Below are 18,742 nucleotides of genomic sequence, written 5' to 3'. Positions count from 1 at the left end.
TGCTTCGTCGCACGGCTCGTTCCTAGCGTCGGCGCCACATCACTCGACCACTCAGATGCGTGAAGGACGTGCCGGGTTGGGTGTCTGGGAAGGAACCGTTCCACGGGCGACATCACCCTCTTGGGCGGCCAGATGCAGTCCGCCCTGACTAGTGGTTGTCGCGCAGTGCCGGAAAGGCGGGTCGCTAGCGTCTGCTCATCGCGCGCTCGATTGCCTCGCCGGCGGGTAGGAAGACCACGGTCTGTTGAGCGGTCGGCGGTAGGTAGCTCGAGCGTCTCTCGGTCGACAGTGAGGTCGGGCCCGGCCGGGACCCGGATGCGCAGAGGCGCTACCACTCCCACCAGACCCCATATAGCTGATCTCGCCGCGGACGGTCGATGCGGCATCTCGCCATCCCGTCATCAATCTCAAGCGGTGTCCGCTCATGGCCGAACCCGACGTCGATGATCGTGTCCGCGACAAGAGCCGAGACTGTACGCGGGAAGTCCTCGTCGAGGAAGGCAACGACGAAGCCGATGGAGATCGGTCGCCAGTCCCGTGGGAAGCCGTAGAGCACAAGTGGTAGCGACGTGTCCTCCGGGTTCTTGAAGCCCAGAGTTTTGCCACGGCTGAGCTCGGTGTCGGTCTGGTCGTACTGCATGACCTCGACGCCGGTGACCCGCCGTCGCTTCACGCCCGCCGCAACGATGATCCGTCCGTCGAATTGGTCGGTCAGGAGCTTCCCGCGTAGCTCGCTGATCGTCTTGTCGGACCAGCGGCTCAGAGTCTTGACGTCGTATCCGAGGATCGTGGCGTACGCGCTGCGCCGGTCGCCGAGGTAGTCGATCTCACGTCCGGTTGGCGGCCGAAGGATTGCCTGCTCGAGGTTGAGCCCGAAGTCGACCCTGAGCGCTCGGGCCCGGTCGTTGTCGCCCAGCTCGCTCAGGGCAGCCCGGATGATCGCCAACGCCTCGGCCGGGTCGCTCGTGCCGGTAGCCGACAACAGACTCGGCGAGTGTGCGATCCGATCGACCGTCAGCCCGCGTCCTTCCCGCAGCTTCTTCAACTCGGCCAGCGCTCGGTCCGGTACTGAGCCCGTCGGCTCGAGCGAGGCCGCGATGTCGAATTCACTGTCCAACTTCTGGCCTCCACATCGCCTATCTCGTTTCGGCTCGTGATCGAAGGATTGCAGACAGATCACGGGAGCACGGATCGACAGTCACGAACGACGTGACATCCGCTCCCGGTCCGGAGGGAGACAACGAATGTCAAACGAACTGGAGCGCTGGGCCGACAACCGCCACGGCCTGGTACCGAGCAAGGCAGAGCGACAGCACGCTCGAGCGGTGGCCAACCTCGTCAACGAGACGAAGTTTGCCGGGCTCAAGGTGGATGCGGAGGCGGCACTGACGGGCCGCATCATGGAGCGAGCGGTGGATCTCGACAACTATCGCCGTCAGCTGGCGAACGGCGATCCGATCCTCGACGCAGTGCTCAGCCGCATCGAGGTTGGGTTTGTCGACAAGGCGCAGCGGGTGCAGCGCAACTTCGGATCGGAGTTCCCGTCGTGAACTCCGTATTGGCGGATGCGTTGGCTGGTGCTGCCGGTGGTTGTGTCGTCATCGCGTTCAGATACCTGGCCGGCTGTCTGGCGCGGTTTCGGCGTGGCCAGCACGGGCGTGACCGCCTCAGGGCCAGCCGGTATGTCGAACCGCATGCTGTCGTCCGGGCAGGACAGCTGCGCGCCTACGCCGACCATCTGGCGCACGGTGACGATCGGTTGCGCGAGCACTTGCGTCGGTTCGAGCAGCCGGGCACACCGCGTGGTGGTGACCAGCCATGGTGACGTTCCTCGGATCCGTGGTCGTCTTCGCCATCGTTCTGGTGCTGGTGTTCGTCATCGCGGTACACGCCACCGCCGCCTGGGTTGACTACCAAGAGCGACAGCAGCAGCACCGGCTGCTGCGCGAACTGCACCGGGCGGATGCAGATGTTGCCGATGCAGCTCGTGACGCCAAGCGGCAGATGAACCGTGCCGCTGGTCAGTCATGGCGCAACCCGTTCGAGTAGCCATGGCCAACGACTCGAACCCGACGCGACTGCTCGACCGGGCGGTGGGCGCCTGCACCGCTGTCTTGATCGGTGCCATGGCGCTCTACGGCGCGGTGCAGATCATCTGCGCCGTGTGGGTGCCGCTCTGCATCGGAGCGCTCATCCTCGGGGGACTGGGCGGTGGCTGGCTCGTCGCGCGTCGCACCCGAGGCTGGTGACGGCCCTGCTCGTGCTGCCTCGCAGGGCCGCCAGGTCCTGCGGCACCGACTTCGGCTCTGTTGTGGCACCGACAATATCTGCGGCATTCAGAATTCTTTGGAGCGCACGTTCCAGCCGGTGTTGTGAAATGCACAATCAATCTTGACCGTTTCTGAGCCGAAACGCATAGTAGGACGCAGCGAAACGTTTCCAATGTGAAACGCGCATAAGTCGCACAGCAAACCAATCAACGAACAGAAAGGAGGGCTTATTCGTCATGCCCAAGAACAGGAAGAAGTCACACGCCAATCGTCGCCCGCAGGCCCCGAAGAGTCGTCATGATTCTCAACGCCCATCGAGCGGCCGATCCCGTCGCGGCCGTGAACGCCACATCTCCGTACGGGGTGAGCTGCGAGACAAGCCGGACGTGAACCGGATTGCCCGAGCGGTCATCGCTATGGCCATGGCAGAAGCCGAGGCAGAGGCGGAGGCGACTACGGCGGATTCGGCAGCAAGTACCGCACCCTTGGATCCTGACTCGGCGTCCGATGCATCGGACGGGGGAGCAGCGTGAGCGCCGCTCGGAAAGTCATCTGGCGCGAGCTGGATCTTCCGTCAACGATCGCGCCGGCAGCGGCCCGAGCCATCTTGGTCGGGCTGGCCGCGCTGCCAAACCAACCGCGCCTCATCCTCGAGGCAATCGCCCGTGGTGGACGCCTCAGCTGGCGCATCGGTGCCGATGACGACGTGGTGGTGCGTAAGGCGACACACATCGTCGCGACCCACCTGCCAGACACCTTGGTCGGCGCGACCTCCGACACGTTCGCCGACGTCGGCGATCTGTTAGTCGCCGCGCAGGTCAAGGTGTCGCGTAGTCGCCATCTGCCGCTGGCCGACCCGGAGACCAGCTCGGTGACGCGTTCCCTGCTGGGTGCGCTGAGCCAGGTCTCACCGACCGAGCTCATTCGCTTCCAGCTGGTGCTGGGTGCCCGGACGTGGCCACACCGGCCACCGCAACGCACCGACGCTCGGCCCGCTGACCTAGCCACGCGGCACGGGCAGCACGGCTTCGGCTGCGCCATCCGGATCGCTGCGCGCTCCGGTACCGAGGCACGCGCCAAACAACTGGTCGGCTCGGTCGGTGCCGCTCTGCGCGGGCTGGAGTCGCCGGAGATGGCGATCACCCTCGGCCGGGTCGGCACACGCTCGGTCGCGACCGCGAGCTCTCCGTTTCTGTGGCCGCTCTGGCTGTCGGTCGACGACCTGGTGCCACTGCTGGCTTGGCCAACATCAGTCGACCCGAAGGCTGAGCTGCCGGGTGTGCCACCGCGGCACCCGAAGTTGCTCCCCGCCCGCTCCGTCCATCCATCTGAGGGCACACCGTTCGGGCTGGCCACGGCCAGCGTGGCCCGAGACATCCGACGGCCGATCGCGCAGGCGCCGGCCGATGCTTTGCGGCACCGCCACGTGCTTGGACCGACTGGAGTTGGCAAGTCGAACCTGCTCGCTCAGATGGCCCTTGACGACATCGGCCGCGGCGATGGCGTCGTGGTCATCGACCCGAAGACCGACCTGGTCAACGACGTGCTGGCGCGCATCCCGGCCGATCGTCTCGATGACGTTGTCGTGCTCGACCCGAGCGGTTCGCGACCGGTTGGTCTCAACCCGATCAGCGGCGTTGCTCCCGATCTGGCGGCCGACGCCGTGCTCGCCGTCTTCAAGTCGCTGTTCAAAGAGGCCATGGGACCGCGCAGCAGCGACATCTTGCACGCCGCCGTTCTCACCCTTGCCCGCCGCGGAGACGCGTCGCTGGTCATGGTGCCGCTGCTGCTGACCAATCCGGGCTTCCGACGCTCGATCACTGGCCATCAGGCCAAGGCGGACCCGCTCGGGCTCGGCGCCTTCTGGGCCGGCTACGAAGCCATGTCCGATCAGGCTCGGGAGCAGGCCATCCGACCGCTGCTGAACAAGCTGCGCACCGTCATGCTCCGACCCGCCTTGCGCGCCGTGTTCGGGCAACGACGGCCCGCCTTCTCGATCGGCGACGTCTTCACCGCCAAGAAGATCTTCCTGGTCAAGCTCGGCAAGGACTCGATCGGCCCCGAAGCCGCCCAGCTGCTCGGATCGCTCGTCGTCTCTCAGCTGTGGCAAACCGCGTTGCTGCGCACCACCGTGCCACCCGATCAGCGGTACCCGGTATTCGTCTACATCGACGAAGTCCAGGACTACCTGCGCCTGCCCGGCTCCTTGGCCGACGCGCTCGCCCAAGCCCGTGGACTTGGCATGTCAATCACGGCGGCACACCAGCACCGCAACCAGCTCGGCGGGCTGCTTGAGGACATCGAGGCTAATACCCGCACCAAGATCTTCTTCCACCTCAGCAAGGCCGACGCGCGCGCTGTCGCCGCCGGTGACCGACAGCTCACCCAGGACGACTTCGACTCACTGCCTGCCTACCACGCGTACGCCAAGATCCTGGCCGCCAACAGCAACACGCCCTGGGTCTCACTGACCACCGAAGCACTCCCTGCCGCGACGCACACCTGGGAAGACGTCCAGACCCACTCCGAAGCTCAGTACGGCCAAGCGCTGGACGACATCGAAGCCGACCTCCTCGGCCTGCTCGACCGGTCGCGCTCGCACTCCGCGAACCCGGCCGGCGACCCAACCACTGTCGGGCCGAACGTGCCCACGTCCGCCCCGGACGGCGCCGAACACAACCCGGCGGGGCGAACACCCGCGCTGGGCCGACGCCGCACCGGACACGGCCAAACGGCGCTCCAACCAGCTCCGCCAGCGGTGCTGGAACACGGACGGACTGACGGGACAACGGACAGAGATGCGGAACGGGAGGAGCGGAAATGACGACCCGAAACCCATCCTCATCGTCTGACTCCACTTGTCCTCCCGACCGTCCTACCGGCCCTCACTCCTATTCCACATCCCCGCAGACCACAGCCGCATCCCAGCCATTTCGGGACGCGAATACTTCGCCAGTTTCACAGGCGAAGAACCCACCGACCCGACCCAGCCGCTACGTCGGCAAGCGCCGCCGCCAGCAGATACGGGCCGAGCTCCTGGAACGAGATCGAGCCGTCCTGGCAGGCCTGCTTGAGCACCGCTTCCAGACCAGTCGCCAGATCGCTCAGTTCCACTTCGCTGACCACGCCAACGTGGCCACGAGCGAACGCGTGGCTCGCCGAGCGCTGGCCCGGCTGGAGCGCGAACAACTGATCCGCGCCGTCGATGGACGCCGGGTCGGCGGTCTGACGGCCGGCTCGGCGATCTCCACCTGGCACCTGACCGGCGCCGGCTACCGAGTCCTGACCGGACGCAGCGACCGCTACCGACGGCATGACCCGACGACACGGTTCCTGAAGCACACCCTGGCGATCGCTGACGCGCATCTCATCGTGCTCGCTGTCGCGCGGAACATGCACGCGACGGCCGATGTCGCCATCGAGGGCGCGGCCAGTCGCAACTACCCAGGGCTCGGCGGGGAACGGCAACAGCTCCAACCAGATCTGGCCGCAGTCATCCGCGGCCAGGACACGGAAGGCGTCTTTGAGGACCGCTGGTTCATCGAGGTCGACCTCGGTACCGAGTCGATCCCGACCCTGGTCGCCAAGTGCGAGGCGTACGAGACCTACCGGCGCAGCGGCCTCGAACAGGCCGATACCGGCGGTAGCTTCCCACTGGTGCTGTGGATCTTCGACAGTGAGCGAGCAGCCAGTCGCGTCCTGGCGCTCACCGGCCGGGTCCACCGGCTCGGGCGCCTCGACCCGCTGCTGTTCCGCTTCGCGACCGCCGAGTCGCTCCAGCAGACGCTGTCGACTGGAGGTGCGTTATGAGCGTCCTCTACCAGTTCGACGCCAACGGAAACTCTCGGTGCTCGGTGTCTGGTGCCACCGGCGTCTGCTTCCATTCGATTTCCAACTTTGGGACACCGGTGAGCCGTGATCCGAGCACGAAGATCTCGCGCGCTACACCGACCGGCCAGGCCGCGATCGGGTCGGGGGGATCGAACGTCGTGGCAGTTGGCGACGATAGCCGCACCTCGTACGCCGTCGCGTTGCCGATGTTGTGGACATGGAAGTGCCGACCGGTTGTCGGGGTAACCGCCCAGTCGGGCGAGCGCGTCGGCAGGAGTTCATCAAGGCTCGTTTCGACTCGGTCCGTACGCGCGGCCAGCAAGCGCAACGACTGCGCCATCGAGTCCTGCGAAGCAGCGGATCGCTCTGCCGCCGACGTCGCACGTTCAGCAACGGCGCGTGCCTGGACGGCCTCCGACGCAGCACCGAGCGCGGCTTTCCGGTTACGCCACCACCCGATTAGCGAACCGAGGGCAGCTGCCACCGACAGCAGCACCGCAATGTGGTCAGTCGTGAACCAGCTCACGCGAGGAACGCTACGCGTGGGCACCGACGCCGGGAGGCGGTCATGAGATATCGCACGATCCTGGCCGACCCTCCCTGGGACATCCAGCAGAGAGGCGCTCGCGGCGCGGTCGCGCACTACAACCTCATGAGTTTGGAGCGAATCAAGGCGATGCCGGTCGCCGACCTGGCCGCCGACGACGCCCACCTGTGGCTCTGGGTCACCAACGCCACCCTCCGCCACGGCTATGACGTCGCCGAAGCCTGGGGCTTTACCGTCCGGTCACCCTTGACGTGGGTGAAGTTCCGGCTGGGTCTGGGCAACTACCTGCGGAACTCCACCGAGCACCTGCTGTTCGCCACCAAGGGCGACGCGCCCGTCGCCTACCGGTCGCAACCGACCTGGATCCAGGCGCCCGTTCAGGACCACTCACACAAGCCCGAAGAGCAGTACGCCCTCATCGAGCGAATCTCGCCCGGGCCCTACCTCGAGCTGTTCGCTCGGCGACCCCAGCCCGGCTGGGATGCCTGGGGGAACGAGATCGACAGCGATCTCCGTATCGCCGGCTACCCCGTGCCGGGGGAGCCACGCGAGCGGTCGCCGCCCGCACGTCGCGCCGCGAGCAACAACGAGAAGCAGACCACCAGTAACCAGAAAGGAGGCAGCAATGCACGAGAACAATCCCACCAATCATGAACGCGGTCCGCGCGATAACTCACCGGAGAAGGACGAGGCTCACTGCTACTGGCGCAGCCGGTACGGCGACAGCCCCGAGGCAGACGCTGCCTTCGACGAGTGCTTCCTCGGCGCCTACGCCTCGGGCGCCGACTGGGCGCGGTCGGCCATTGACGAGGCCGGCGTCCTCGAGACCATCGGGGCCAAGGTCGGGACGCTGCTCAGCGGGTACATCAAGTTCGATGCCGCGCAGTTCGCGGCCGACCGCTGGAACGCCGGCGACATCACTATGATCAGCAACCCCGCAGGCGGCGTCTGGGTGTTCGCGACCGACCATGACCTGGAGACACGGTCATGAGCGAACGGCCGCCCACACCAAATGGCGTTAGCCGCCACGAGCACAACTCAGAGCCGCACCCCGACCCGTCGCCTGACAAGCAGGGCGGCGCTGAGCGCGAAGCTCTGCTGCAGCGTTACCCACGGATCCGCCTGACCCCAGCGATAGAGGCACCAAGCGAGACGAACAGCGAATGGGTCTATGCCGCCGTCGAAAGCATCGAGCTTGAACGCTCCGCCCGCGACCTGCTGACTCGCCAACCAGAGCTCGGCGCCACAGCTGTGCACATCTCAGCGGCCGAAGACTTCGGCGACTTCATCCCTGAGCCCGAAGATCCACTCGACATGATCGCCACAGTCGCCCGCGGCATCCGCCAGCACGGCGACGCGTACGCCTTCTGGGGCACAACTCCATGACGGCGATCCCGGCATGCTTGCCAGCTTCGAGGACGCCTGCCTCGGAGCCTGGGAATCACCGGGCGCCTGGGCCGAGTCGATCGCCAACCAGATGCTCGTCGTCCAGGACAGCGAGCATGCCGACGCCGAGCAGCTCAGCGATTACCTCGAGATCGACTACGAGGCGATAGTGCAGCGGCTGTGGCTGGATGGGCGGATCTACATCGCACGCCGGGACGGCGGAGGAGTGTGGATCTTCGATGCCGCGTTGTAGGTCAGCTCTTAAAGACTGCCTTGCCGAGCAAGGTAGCCAGCGAGCCGAGTCCCAGCAAAGCCGTAAGCGCGCACACAGTGTCGGCCACCGTTCCGTACCCATTGACGACTGGAACTGGATCGCCAATCGTGAACGTCCAATTGATGACTTCCCTTGCTGCCCACCCAAGAGCACTAATCCTGGTGACGCCATTCCCATGTGCATGGGCGCCGAACTGACTGTCGACAATAAGTTGCAGCGGTACGAGTGCGACGAACCCGAGCAGCATGAGTGCGCCACCTGCGAACTGAAGCTCGTCAACCTTCGTGTTTTGTTTCGTGGACCGCGGCACTTTGGGGAAGCGGTGATACCACGGGCTCCAAGATCCGAACAGGAGCAAAGCAAACACGGATTCGGCGCAAATGGCGATATATCCGACTATCAGCAAAGCCGCCTCGGCCAGCATGAGATAGCGAATCGAGTCAGTGTGTCGCCCAGTCAACGACAGTGCACAGAGCAGGATGGCGACCAGGAACGGGAAGGTGTAGTACTGCCAGAAGACCGTGCGGAAAAGGTTCACAGCTCTGGCTCGTCGGTACGCCCCGCTCGCTTCGAGATGCCGCGACAACCTGCGAAGTCTATACGACTTGATGCCTACAAAAAGCCATGGCGTTGTCCCGCCGCCGAACCGCTCAAACAATCGGTCGACGTACTCGGGGTCCCGCAATTGGCCCGCCGACGCGCGTTTCGCCACCTTCAGCCACGCCACTCCGCGATGCTGAATCCACAAGTCAGACGTTATCAGCTGTTCGACTCGCACGATTGTGTAGACGACAAGGGTGCCTAAAGCGCTCGTGAGCAACACCGTTCCCATAATCTGCTCCTTGACAATTCAACAAGAAAATGATTAATTCGGGGTAGTCAGCACATCTTGGCAAATCTGACCGATCGTCACGATCGGTCAGAGCCGCCAAGATCGCCGGTGGCTTCCCGCGCACAACGTGAGGAAATGCCATGGGAGATAAGCTGATGGTGTTCGTCGTTCTGGTTGCTTGGATCCTCTTTGGGTTGTTGATGATTGGTTTTGTCATCTACGCCAAGGAAACTGTCATCCCTGCGATCGCAGACGGCGACGCCGCCATGATTATTGTCACGCTGACATTTCTCAGCGTGACAAGCCTGGTTGCTTTTGGTCTGCTGCGCTCCGCGCGGCGAAAGTAGCACAGGCCACCCACCCCGTCGCAGCACTTGCGGCGGGGTTCTCACTTCCTGGCGCATTCCCCGGGAGCCTGCAGCCACTTGACCAATCCGGTCGAGGGCTGCACCACCCCGAGGACGGTGGTTCATCCCTCGCCCACGTGGCGAGGGATGGGAGTACACCCTCAGGAAGGAGAACGAGTCAGATGTCCGTCAAGACACTGGCCGTCCGGCTGGACAACGACCTGCACGGTCGCCTGGCCATCCTGGCCAAGCTCAGCGGCATCTCGATCATCGATGCGATCCGCATCGCGATCGAGAAGGAAGTCGAGGTCATGGCAGCCAACCCAGCGGTTGCTGCCAGGGCGAAGGATCTCCAGGACGAGATCACTCGCGATGCCGACGAGCAGCGCGCTGCCATCCAGGCACTGCTGGCGACGCCGACCAAGGCGCCCAGCAAGCCGTCCACGGCACGGAAGGGTACGAGTAGCTGAGGCTGCTCAACTCCCGCACGGGTGGGAACCAGATCGAGGCATTTTTGCCTCTCTGGTTCCCACCCACACAACCCCGAAATAGTGCCGGCGTTCACTGGAAAAGTGTTGTGGAATTGTATAAGTTCGTTTCGAAATAGAAACGGGGAATATATACTGAAAACAAGGAATTCCCACATGAACGAACCAGCATCATCATCCAACTCTCTCGGAGATCTTATCCGAGACGCACGTGAATCTCGCGACCTTTCGTATGGCCAACTCGAATCCGAGACCGGCATCGGGAAAGGGACGCTTTTCAAGATCGAGGCTGGCCAGAGTCGGCAGCCCGACCAGGCCCTGCTCCAACAGATCGCCGACACGCTCGACCTTCCCCTGGCTGACCTGTACGCCGCAGCCGGTTACGACCAGGCCGATGAGCTCCCCACCCTGAAGCCCTACCTGCGTACTCGATACCCGGCACTTCCCGAGACCGCTCTTCACGAGATCGCCGCGATCACCAAGAAGTACGGCATCGACCCATCAAGCACGGGACCTCGGCCCGGCGAAGACGAACGCTAACTACTAAAACAACACCCGAAAGGAGGCTCCTCATGATCATCACATCAACCATGAACTCATCGCCCTCGATACTGGGGAGCCTGCGCGCACTGACACCGCGCTACCAGCTCGACTTCGACAGCGCCAAACAGCTCGCAGAGAGACAGGCCGGTCGGCTACTCGAGCTCCTCAACGTCGGACAAGACGGAGTCCAAGAACACCACTTGGTCGATCTCCCGCACACCCAGGTCGTCTACGAGCCGCTCTCCACCAGCGGGCTGAGCTACTGGAATGGGCAGTCCTGGATCATCGTGCTCAACCAGGACGACAGTCCAGTCCGCCAGCGATTCACGCTGCTGCACGAGTACAAGCACATCGTCGACCACGGCGCGAGCGCGCGACTTTACCGCTCCGATTGGGAGGCCGAGCGCGCCGCCGACTACTTCGCTGGCTGCGCTCTGATCCCGAAGCGCGACCTCAAGCACGCCTGGTGCAATCTGACCCAGCGGCTCGACCAACTCGCGACCTACTTCGATGTCAGCCAGCAGGCGGTTCGCGTTCGCCTGGAGCAGACGGGCCTCATCGATCGAACGGGCCTGGCCCGAGAGCGCTGTGCGCGTCCGATTTCAACGCCGAGCTGGCAAGAGCAAGGGTTCCGGCCGGTCACGATGTCCGGGGGCGCACGGTGAGCGCCCGGCCGGATACGCCGTCGACGGGCCGAGACGACGACGATCTCAGCCGTCGCCTGGGGAGCGCTGCGCTGCAGCTCCTGACGGTGGCTGAAGTCTGCAGCCTGCTGAGCGTCAGCCGCTGGCAGGTCTATCGACTTATCAACGGGCGCGAGCTTGGTTCCGTGAAGATCGGTCGACGTCGGCTCGTCCCTCGAGTCGACTTGGACGCCTTCGTGGATGCTCTTCGCAGACGCTCGGAGGTTGCCTGATGGGCCGCAACGCCAACGGTGAAGGCACGATCTATAAGCGCAAGGACGGGCGTTACGAGGGTCGCGTTTGGGTGACTACCGTCGCAGGCGTTCGCAAGCGGGTATCCGTCTTCGGCAAGACCAGAGCCGAGGCGTATCAGAAGGTCGTGGAACGGATCGCCGGTGCCAGTGCGGGGGAGCGAGTTCCTGATCGGACCTGGTTGTTGAGCGAGTATGTCGACTACTGGCTGAGAGATGTCGCCCAGACGCGCAAACCGAACACGTATCGGCAGTACGCCTTGATCGCGCGGAATCACATCCGGCCGCTCCTCGGGCGATACCGACTGGACACACTTACCGTTCAGAATGTGCAGGCGGCTCTGCTGTCGCGACTCGCTGAGGGTGCGACGCTGCCGACGGTGCACTACATGCGAGTCACACTCATCACCCTTTTGAGGCACGCCGAGCGGCATGAGTTCATCGGGCGCAACGTCGCGCGAAAGACTGAACTCCCTACCTACTATCGGCCGGAGCGGACGCCATGGAGTGCTCAAGAAGCCTTCCGGTTTCTGAACGAAGCTCGCAGCGATCCTTGGTATGTCGCCTACGCCCTCATCCTCTTTTACGGTCTACGCCATGCCGAAGCACTTGGCCTCACGTGGGATGACATTGACTTCAGTGCCCGAACGATCCATGTACATCGTCAGCTGCAGTACGCCAGCCGACGCTTCACCCTGCAGCCCGTCAAGACGAGGTCGGGGGACCGTGTCTTGCCGCTGCTGCCGCATATTCGTGAGGTACTCCAAACGCTGCCGCGTCCGCAGACAGGTCTTGGCACCGTCGTCACTAATCGCGATGGTAAACCCGCCCTATCAAACGGCGTTCTGCGTCGCTTTCATCGAATACGAAAGGCGGCCGGACTTAGGTACGTCACGATCCACGACCTCCGCCACACGACAGCGACCCTGCTGAAGGACGCTCAGGTCCCCGCCCGCGATGCGCAGGCCATCCTCGGTCACGCCAACGTGAGCACGACGATGCAGATCTACCAGCACAGTGACGCCGCGTCGCGTAGTTCCGCACTGGACAAGGTCGAGCGGCTACTGGGCGGTGGCGTTGGCGTCAAAATGGTCGTCAACGATCCAAAAGGCGTCGGACCGCGTGTCGCCGCGACCACTGTTGATTGGGCGTCGCGAAGTACCTGGAGTTTGCCAGAGTTCTATTCTAACTGGCTCTGCATGGAAAGCAATGCTTTCTCTGTTCTTCGGCTCGCTCGTACCCACGCAAACATCAGGCTACTCGGTTGCGTTGGCGTCAGAAGTGGTCGTCAAATTGACGATTCGATAACAGAGGCGAGGTACCTCGTTCTGTGGGCAGAGTCGGAACGTGTGAGAGAGGCGATGTCGCTCCTGGGCTCACTTCAGAAACGACGAGACACCTATCCACTAAACCTGCTCAAAGCGCGTCAAGTCCGTATGAGTTGGCCGACAACCGGTCCGATCACACCTGGAGGGATTGATGAGGGCACAGCATCAGATCGACGAGGACCCGACAGCCAGTGGAAGTCAGCGGCGTGAGGTTGGCCGTACGGTCATCTACCTCCGCGTCTCCAGCCGGTCTCAGGTCGACACCGACTACGACCCCGAAGGGCTGTCGATCCCGGCGCAGCGTGAGATCTGCACACGCAAGGCTCAGAGTCTCGGGTTGCAGATCGTGGGGGAGTACGTCGAGCTGGGACGATCTGGCAGGTCGGTCCAGGGACGACCGGAGTACCAGGCGATGATGCAGCGCATCACAACGCGCCGCGACATCGACTACGTCATGGTCTACATGCTGTCTCGACTGAACCGGAACCGCATCGACGACGCTTTGGTCATGGTGGAGATGGACTCGGTCGGCGTGAAACTCATCTCCGCAACCGAGAACATCGACGACTCACCAACCGGCCAGATGACGCGCGGCATCTTGGCCAGCGTTAACCAGTACCGCTCAGCCTCAGAAGGACAGGACATCGCCCGCAAGCTGGCCCACAAGGCCAAGCTCGGCGGCACGATTCGACGTGCCGCGCTGGGCTACGTCAACGTCAAGGAGAACGTCGAGGGGCGCCAGGTCAGCGCCGTGGCGATCGATCCCGTCCGCGGACCGCTCGTCCGCCAGGGCTTCGAGCTGTACGCGACTGGCGACTGCTCGATCAAGCAGCTGGCAGCCCGGATCGGTGATCTCGGTCTGACGACCCTGCCCAGTCGACAGTCGCCCAGCCCGGTGGCGCCATCAGTCAGCAAGTGGCATCGCATGCTGCGGGATCCGTATTACATGGGCATGGTCGTCTACAAGGGTGAACACTTCCCTGGCCGTCACGAGGCTCTCGTGCCACCCGAGCTCTTCGCCCAGGTCCAGGACGTGATCGCCCAACGCTCAGCCCCAACCCGCCGGGACCGCAAACACTTTCACTACCTGAAGAAGCAGTTGCACTGCGATCGCTGCCGCCAACGGGGTCGGGCATCCAAGCTCATCTACACCGAGGTCACAGGACGAGGCGGCACCTACGCGTACTTCGTCTGCATGGGTCGGCAGAACAAGCAGTGCGACCTGCCCTACCTGCCCGTCCATGTCGTTGAGCAGGCCATCGAGCGGCACTACCAGTCAGTCCTGCTGACCGAGGAGTTCGTCGAGTCGATCAACGCTCAGGTCAAAGACGCGCTGGATAGAGAGCAAGTCGGCCTCGATGTGATCCGCAAGGCTGCGTCCAAGAAGCTCCGTGAGCTCGATGGCCGTGAGGAGCGACTCATCGACTTGGCCGAGCAAGGCCTGCCGCAGGAGAAGATCCGGCAGCGACTCAATCGGCTTCGCGAAGAACGTGCGCGTCTGGAGGCTGAACAGACTGCGAGCAACGATCGGCTCCGTGCCGGAGCGGAAGCCTTGACCGCAGCCATTGGTCTCCTTCGCGACGTATCGACTCTGTATCGCGACACGAGCGATGAAGTTCGCGGCCTGATCAACGACGCGCTCTATCGCAAGCTCTGGATCGACGAGGCCGGTGTACAGGATGCCGATCCCCGTCCGCCGTTTGGTGAGCTGCTTGAGGCGGCCGCCTCCGGAGGCCCCGGTCAGGAGGAGACGAGCCACGTTCAACGACGGCGTGCGGCCACCTCAAAGCGAAGCGCCCGGGGGCCACGCCACTCTGAGGTGGCGCGCCGTCCGGGCGCTTCGTTCGGACGTAACTCCTCCGCGGGTTCAAGTAGAACTCGCATGGCGGTGGCGGTGGGATTTGAACCCACGGTGGAGTTGCCCCCACACACGCTTTCGAGGCGTGCTCCTTAGGCCGCTCGGACACGCCACCGCCGACGAGGGTACCCGAGCCCCTCGGCGCTCGCGAAATCGGACCCGTCATGATCGAGGCCATGACCTACGAGACGCTCGACTACGCCGTGGCCGACGGCATCTGCACGATCACGCTCAACCGTCCGGACCAGCTCAACGCCTTCACCGTCACGATGGCGAACGAGCTGGTCGACGCGTTCACGCGGGTCAACACCGACTATGAGGCACGCGCGGTCGTCCTCACCGGCGCCGGCAAGGCGTTCTGCGCCGGCATGGACCTCTCGGTCGAGGGCAACGTCTTCGGGCTCGGCATCGATGGCGAGCCGACGCTCGAGGACATGCACGAGCGCCTCGACGATCCTGAGATCAAGGCGAAGGTGCGCGACACCGGCGGCCGAGTCTCGCTCGCGATCTACGCGTGCACGAAGCCGGTCATCGCCGCCATCAACGGTGCCGCGGTCGGCATCGGCGCCACCATGACGCTCCCAGCCGACATCCGGCTCGCCTCCGAGAAGGCGCGAATCGGCTTCGTATTCGGGCGACTTGGCATCGTGCCTGAGGCGTGCTCGTCCTGGTTCCTGCCGCGGCTGGTCGGCATCTCGCGGGCGCTGGAGTGGACGTACGCCGCCGATATCCTCCCCGCGGACGAGGTGCTGGCGGGCGGTCTCGTACGGTCGGTGCACGCACCCGACGAGCTGTTGCCGGCGGCGTACGCCCTCGCTCACCGGTTCGTCGACGGCCACTCCGCGGTGGGCGTCGGTCTCACCCGGCAGATGATGTGGCGCAACAGCGCTCAGGCCCACCCGCTCGAGGCGCACCGCGTCGACTCGCTCGCGATGTACTTCACCAGCTTCGGCGACGGCGAGGAAGGCGTGCGGGCGTTCCTCGACAAGCGGACGCCGGAGTTCACGGCCACCGAGATGCCGCCGTTCTACCCGTGGCAGGACGACCCGCGCCCCTAGATGGTCCTAGGACCACCGAAGCCGGGATCGAGCCTCGGTCGCATAGAACGAGGACCACGCCACGCCGCAGCATGGAGGTGCGGTCTCGAGGCCACCCGCAGATCGGGGGGCCTCCTCCCCAGATCGCACGCACCATGGCAGGGCACGCGGCACCGTCGCGTGCCCTGCCAGCGTGACGGCGACATGTCGACGGCCGTCGAGGTGTCCGACTTCTAGGGTCCAGAGCATGGCCCAGAGCACCGATCCAACAACACTCCTCAACGCCGCCACCGACCGGACGCTCGCGCTGGCTGAGACCTGGCTCCGTTGGGACGGTCGACCGTTCGTGACCGATGACAACGAGCGAATCTATACGCCGCACAAGGCAATTCGCCGCTACGCCGATCATCTTCTCGACCACCTCGCGCAGACTCAGGCGCTTCTGTCCGGGGCGGAGACGATCCCGGACGAGTGGCGCGCAAGTCTCGTCACGCTCGAGAGCGACTGGGCGCACTTCACCGAGGCCGACCTGCGCGAGGCGCAGCAGCGCATCCGCCGCCTGACCCAGACGTACGTCCTGGTCCTGCAGGCGTGCAGCGCTGACGAGCTCGACCGTGAGCGCGGTCAGGACGTGTGGACGCTACGCGAGATCGTCGAGCACGTCGCCTCGCCCTGGTACGCCGAGCAGGTGGGCGACCGGTCCTGAGCCGGACCCAGAGGACGAGCCGGCGCAGGTGAGCCGGGCGCCGGTCAGATCCAGCCGCTGCGGCCGGCGTGCACCGCAAGCTGGAAGCGGTTGTCGACGCCGGCTTGTTGCATCAGCTGCTCCAGATGGCGGAAGAAGGACCGACGCGACAGCCCCACGCGTGCCGCAACATCGGCGTCCGGGATCCCAGCGGCGAGGAGCGCCAGAATGCGCTGATCAACGGGCTCGATCCACGGACGGGAGTTCGGCTCGGCACTCACCGCCAACGGTGTCGCGGCCGCCCAGCACATCTCGAACAGCGCCTCGAGGGCGGTCAGCAGGCTGCACCGGCGGATGACGAGCAATGCGCGGTTCACGTCCGCCTCGGCGATCGACAGCGAGACGAAGCCGATCTCCTGGTCCACGATGGCCAGCTTCACCGGCACGGTGGGCAGGACGCGGGACTGCTCGCCGGCCGCCAGGCACACCTCGATCGCGTTCTCGAGCATGCCCGGATGCTCGATCGAGGCGCGCGAGTAGACCACGCGGTAGTCGATCCCGTCTGCGAGCTGCTGCAGCTCCTGCGGTTCGACCGATGCCCGACCTTCGGTGTATGGCGGTGAGTCCAGTGCTCGGATCTGGGTGCGGGCGGACTTGACGATGCTGTCGATCCGCGGGTTCATCGCCGCGCCGGTGACGACTTCGATCGGATCCTCGGGCTCGGGCCGTACGCTGCGCCTGAACGCATCGAAGGCCGTCATGGTCGCGATCCGGGCCCGCCTGATGTCGGACTCCCGCAGCGCGCTGAGCACGTCGAGACCAGCCTCGGGAGTGACCGGTGCGAAGCAGCTCGGATCGCTGCGCAGTGGCGCGACCAGCCCGATCTCAGCGAGATGGTCGAGAGCCGCGCCCGTCAGGGACTCGTCGAGCCCGGTAGCGGCCGCGACCTCCGCAGACCGCGCGGGACCCTTCAGCAGCTGCTCGTACGACACGGCCTCCTCGCGGCGTAGACCCAGCCCGCGAAGGAGGTCGGTCAGCTCTGTCACGGACTCAGTCAATCGGATCAGCCAGGAAGAGACGCCCGGAGCGGCGGGCCGATCCGGGCGTCTCTTCCTCGCGTCACGAGGTCGTGCCGGATCCCGCCGATGTCTTGACCAGTCCGGCGAGGGCCTGGTGGGAGGTCTGGTTCGACCACGTGATGACGGCGCCGCCGTCGCCCTTCGACCTCGCGCTGACGTCGCCGAGCGCCAGTGAGTAGTCCGTGCCGGCGGCCAGCTGAACGGGCTCACCCTGAGGGGCGCCGTCGGCAGACAGGGTCCTGGTCCAGATGCCGTCCGCAGCCGACCAGGCGACGATGTAGCCCTTGTTGACCGGGTCGAGAACGACACGGGCGTCAACAGCGTCATTGGCGACGGTCGTTGGTGAGCCGGCGGGGGTCCCGTCCGTGCTGATGGCCTCGGCCATAACCGGTCCGGGGTTACCGAAGCCCACCGTCACCGACAGGTAGCGATCCTTGCCGGGGTCGTAGGCCAGCCGGATCTCGTTCGCCTCGCGGTCGGCGAGCTTGAGCGCCTGCCCCGAGGCGGAGGTGTCCTTGTTGAGCAGCTGTCCTTGCACCGGCATCGGGTGGGTGCACTGGTCGCGCCAGGTGGCCAGGTAGCCGCCTGCGGCGTTGACTGCGATGTCACCTGCGGGAATGGCGCATGGGGGCCCCACCACGTTGTCCTCGCCGACCGGCTGACCGGCGTCGCTGATCCGGCGGCTCAGCGTGCCTTCCTTGGCATCACTCGCTCCGAAGGATCGGGCGTAGTGCACGAACTCCTTCGTCACCGGGTTGTAGACCAGCGAGGAGTCCTCGGACGCGCCGGAGACCTCGACCGCCTCCGTCGTACTGCCCCCGTCGGCTCCGACCGACTTGCCGAACGCGTAGTTGAACTTCGGCTCATGGTTCGGATCCGCCTGCAGCTGCCAGGTGACGAAGTAGTCGTCCTGGTCCGGGTTGTACGCGATGTCCGGACTGACCTGGTCGTTCGCCGCCTTCTCCGTGGTCTGGATGTCGTCGGGAAGCGTGCCGTCGGCAGCCACCCGACGGTTGAACAGGTCCCACTCGCTGTTGTCGCCCTGGGAGGCCCAGACGGCCATGAACTCATCCGACGTGGCGTTGTAGGCGACGCTCGGGCGGCCGGCTCCCGTCTGGCCGGTGCTCAGGACGATCGGTTCGCCCAGCGCTCGCGGTCCGTTGGGCTCGGCGTGCGCGGATGGAGCGGCAATCCCGGCGGCCACCAGGCCGAGCGCGAGGCTCGAGGCGGCAACCAGGTTGCGTGCGTTCTGCGGCGATGGCATGACACGTTCCTCTCGGGGGGACATCGTCCGAGTATTGGA

At 64.9% G+C, this 18,742-nt stretch carries 25 protein-coding genes, 1 tRNA gene and 1 pseudogene; 19 read left to right on the top strand and 8 right to left on the bottom strand.

Annotation, left to right across the window (positions count from 1 at the left end):
• Positions 1-328: 328 nt before the first annotated feature.
• Complete coding sequence (locus tag VV02_RS23910; RefSeq protein ID WP_052595723.1) at positions 329-1,117, bottom strand: hypothetical protein; 789 nt, start codon at positions 1,115-1,117, stop codon at positions 329-331.
• 208 nt (positions 1,118-1,325) lie between these two features.
• Between VV02_RS23910 and VV02_RS23905 the strand changes: the two genes are divergently transcribed.
• The 5 genes from VV02_RS23905 (at position 1,326) to VV02_RS23890 (ending at position 5,094) form a co-directional block, all read left to right on the top strand.
• The gene (locus VV02_RS23905) at positions 1,326-1,550 is read left to right on the top strand and encodes a hypothetical protein (protein ID WP_157063524.1); all 225 of its coding nucleotides are present in this window, start codon (positions 1,326-1,328) and stop codon (positions 1,548-1,550) included.
• Positions 1,547-1,825 carry a hypothetical protein gene (locus VV02_RS26565; RefSeq protein WP_157063523.1) on the top strand — a complete coding sequence of 93 codons (279 nt, stop codon included), beginning with the start codon at positions 1,547-1,549 and terminating at the stop codon, positions 1,823-1,825. The genes VV02_RS23905 and VV02_RS26565 overlap by 4 nt, the downstream gene beginning before the upstream one ends.
• The gene (locus VV02_RS23900; RefSeq protein WP_052595719.1) at positions 1,819-2,049 is read left to right on the top strand and encodes a hypothetical protein; all 231 of its coding nucleotides are present in this window, start codon (positions 1,819-1,821) and stop codon (positions 2,047-2,049) included. Before VV02_RS26565 ends, VV02_RS23900 begins: the two co-directional genes overlap by 7 nt.
• Positions 2,050-2,051: 2 nt before the next feature.
• Positions 2,052-2,249 (top strand): hypothetical protein, encoded by a 198-nt coding sequence (locus VV02_RS23895; RefSeq protein WP_052595717.1) that lies wholly within the window; start codon positions 2,052-2,054, stop codon positions 2,247-2,249.
• Between the two features lie 550 nt (positions 2,250-2,799).
• A complete protein-coding gene (locus VV02_RS23890; protein ID WP_052595715.1) occupies positions 2,800-5,094 on the top strand; it encodes a type IV secretory system conjugative DNA transfer family protein in 2,295 nt (764 codons plus the stop codon).
• A 134-nt stretch (positions 5,095-5,228) separates the two neighbouring features.
• Here the strand turns inward: VV02_RS23890 and VV02_RS27260 are convergent, their stop codons facing one another.
• Positions 5,229-5,384 (bottom strand): hypothetical protein, encoded by a 156-nt coding sequence (locus VV02_RS27260; RefSeq protein ID WP_245633239.1) that lies wholly within the window; start codon positions 5,382-5,384, stop codon positions 5,229-5,231.
• Here VV02_RS27260 and VV02_RS23885 point away from each other — a divergent pair.
• The gene (locus VV02_RS23885; protein ID WP_245633232.1) at positions 5,328-6,080 is read left to right on the top strand and encodes a replication-relaxation family protein; all 753 of its coding nucleotides are present in this window, start codon (positions 5,328-5,330) and stop codon (positions 6,078-6,080) included. The two genes, VV02_RS27260 and VV02_RS23885, sit on opposite strands and share 57 nt — an antisense overlap.
• A 7-nt stretch (positions 6,081-6,087) precedes the next feature.
• On the opposite strand, the gene VV02_RS23880 is transcribed toward VV02_RS23885, so the two are convergent.
• On the bottom strand, positions 6,088-6,627 hold the full coding sequence (locus VV02_RS23880) for a hypothetical protein (protein ID WP_052595711.1): 540 nt from the start codon (positions 6,625-6,627) through the stop codon (positions 6,088-6,090).
• A 42-nt stretch (positions 6,628-6,669) separates the two neighbouring features.
• On the opposite strand from VV02_RS23880, the gene VV02_RS23875 reads away from it, so the two are divergent.
• The 4 genes from VV02_RS23875 to VV02_RS23860 are packed head-to-tail and all read left to right on the top strand — an operon-like array spanning position 6,670 to position 8,287.
• Positions 6,670-7,302 (top strand): MT-A70 family methyltransferase, encoded by a 633-nt coding sequence (locus tag VV02_RS23875; RefSeq protein WP_083450397.1) that lies wholly within the window; start codon positions 6,670-6,672, stop codon positions 7,300-7,302.
• Positions 7,274-7,639, top strand: coding sequence for an antirestriction protein ArdA (locus VV02_RS23870; RefSeq protein ID WP_052595709.1), 366 nt, complete (start codon positions 7,274-7,276; stop codon positions 7,637-7,639). Before VV02_RS23875 ends, VV02_RS23870 begins: the two co-directional genes overlap by 29 nt.
• Positions 7,636-8,034: a hypothetical protein gene (locus tag VV02_RS26560; RefSeq protein ID WP_157063521.1), complete on the top strand. Its 399-nt coding sequence runs from the start codon at positions 7,636-7,638 to the stop codon at positions 8,032-8,034. Before VV02_RS23870 ends, VV02_RS26560 begins: the two co-directional genes overlap by 4 nt.
• Positions 8,035-8,047: 13 nt before the next feature.
• Positions 8,048-8,287 carry an antirestriction protein ArdA gene (locus VV02_RS23860; RefSeq protein WP_052595705.1) on the top strand — a complete coding sequence of 80 codons (240 nt, stop codon included), beginning with the start codon at positions 8,048-8,050 and terminating at the stop codon, positions 8,285-8,287.
• Between the two features lies 1 nt (position 8,288).
• Here VV02_RS23860 and VV02_RS23855 read toward each other — a convergent pair whose 3' ends face one another.
• Positions 8,289-9,140, bottom strand: a complete 852-nt coding sequence (locus VV02_RS23855) for a hypothetical protein (protein ID WP_052595703.1) — start codon at positions 9,138-9,140, stop codon at positions 8,289-8,291.
• Positions 9,141-9,280: 140 nt separating this feature from the next.
• On the opposite strand from VV02_RS23855, the gene VV02_RS23850 reads away from it, so the two are divergent.
• The 7 genes and pseudogenes from VV02_RS23850 to VV02_RS27485 form a co-directional block, all read left to right on the top strand.
• Positions 9,281-9,487, top strand: coding sequence for a hypothetical protein (locus tag VV02_RS23850; RefSeq protein ID WP_052595702.1), 207 nt, complete (start codon positions 9,281-9,283; stop codon positions 9,485-9,487).
• A 182-nt stretch (positions 9,488-9,669) separates the two neighbouring features.
• Complete coding sequence (locus VV02_RS23845; protein ID WP_179945369.1) at positions 9,670-9,957, top strand: DNA-binding protein; 288 nt, start codon at positions 9,670-9,672, stop codon at positions 9,955-9,957.
• A 174-nt stretch (positions 9,958-10,131) separates the two neighbouring features.
• Positions 10,132-10,515 (top strand): helix-turn-helix domain-containing protein, encoded by a 384-nt coding sequence (locus VV02_RS23840; protein ID WP_052595700.1) that lies wholly within the window; start codon positions 10,132-10,134, stop codon positions 10,513-10,515.
• Between the two features lie 32 nt (positions 10,516-10,547).
• Complete coding sequence (locus tag VV02_RS23835) at positions 10,548-11,183, top strand: ImmA/IrrE family metallo-endopeptidase (protein WP_052595699.1); 636 nt, start codon at positions 10,548-10,550, stop codon at positions 11,181-11,183.
• Entirely contained in the window at positions 11,180-11,434 is a 255-nt protein-coding gene (locus VV02_RS27490) for a helix-turn-helix domain-containing protein (RefSeq protein ID WP_218917463.1), read from the top strand. Before VV02_RS23835 ends, VV02_RS27490 begins: the two co-directional genes overlap by 4 nt.
• Positions 11,434-12,990 carry a tyrosine-type recombinase/integrase gene (locus tag VV02_RS26195; RefSeq protein WP_083450396.1) on the top strand — a complete coding sequence of 519 codons (1,557 nt, stop codon included), beginning with the start codon at positions 11,434-11,436 and terminating at the stop codon, positions 12,988-12,990. Before VV02_RS27490 ends, VV02_RS26195 begins: the two co-directional genes overlap by 1 nt.
• Positions 12,932-13,816, top strand: a pseudogene (locus tag VV02_RS27485) (recombinase family protein); the annotation flags it as partial. The gene VV02_RS26195 and the pseudogene VV02_RS27485, both read left to right, overlap by 59 nt.
• Before the next feature lie 240 nt (positions 13,817-14,056).
• Here the strand turns inward: VV02_RS27485 and VV02_RS23820 are convergent.
• Both VV02_RS23820 and VV02_RS23815 read right to left on the bottom strand, forming a co-directional pair.
• Entirely contained in the window at positions 14,057-14,539 is a 483-nt protein-coding gene (locus VV02_RS23820; RefSeq protein ID WP_052595695.1) for a hypothetical protein, read from the bottom strand.
• 124 nt (positions 14,540-14,663) lie between these two features.
• A tRNA-Ser gene (locus tag VV02_RS23815) sits at positions 14,664-14,753 on the bottom strand.
• 61 nt (positions 14,754-14,814) lie between these two features.
• Here VV02_RS23815 and VV02_RS23810 point away from each other — a divergent pair.
• Both VV02_RS23810 and VV02_RS23805 read left to right on the top strand, forming a co-directional pair.
• Positions 14,815-15,696, top strand: coding sequence for a crotonase/enoyl-CoA hydratase family protein (locus VV02_RS23810; protein ID WP_052597506.1), 882 nt, complete (start codon positions 14,815-14,817; stop codon positions 15,694-15,696).
• 226 nt (positions 15,697-15,922) lie between these two features.
• On the top strand, positions 15,923-16,381 hold the full coding sequence (locus VV02_RS23805; RefSeq protein WP_052595693.1) for a hypothetical protein: 459 nt from the start codon (positions 15,923-15,925) through the stop codon (positions 16,379-16,381).
• 44 nt (positions 16,382-16,425) lie between these two features.
• Here VV02_RS23805 and VV02_RS23800 read toward each other — a convergent pair whose 3' ends face one another.
• Together VV02_RS23800 and VV02_RS23795 are read right to left on the bottom strand one after the other, a co-directional pair.
• A complete protein-coding gene (locus tag VV02_RS23800) occupies positions 16,426-17,406 on the bottom strand; it encodes a helix-turn-helix domain-containing protein (protein ID WP_052595692.1) in 981 nt (326 codons plus the stop codon).
• Between the two features lie 73 nt (positions 17,407-17,479).
• Positions 17,480-18,703, bottom strand: coding sequence for a hypothetical protein (locus tag VV02_RS23795; RefSeq protein ID WP_052595691.1), 1,224 nt, complete (start codon positions 18,701-18,703; stop codon positions 17,480-17,482).
• Positions 18,704-18,742: the final 39 nt, after the last annotated feature.

Source organism: Luteipulveratus mongoliensis (assembly GCF_001190945.1).
GTDB classification, from domain to species: Bacteria; Actinomycetota; Actinomycetes; order Actinomycetales; family Dermatophilaceae; genus Luteipulveratus; species Luteipulveratus mongoliensis.
This window is presented reverse-complemented; position numbering and strand designations above follow the sequence as displayed.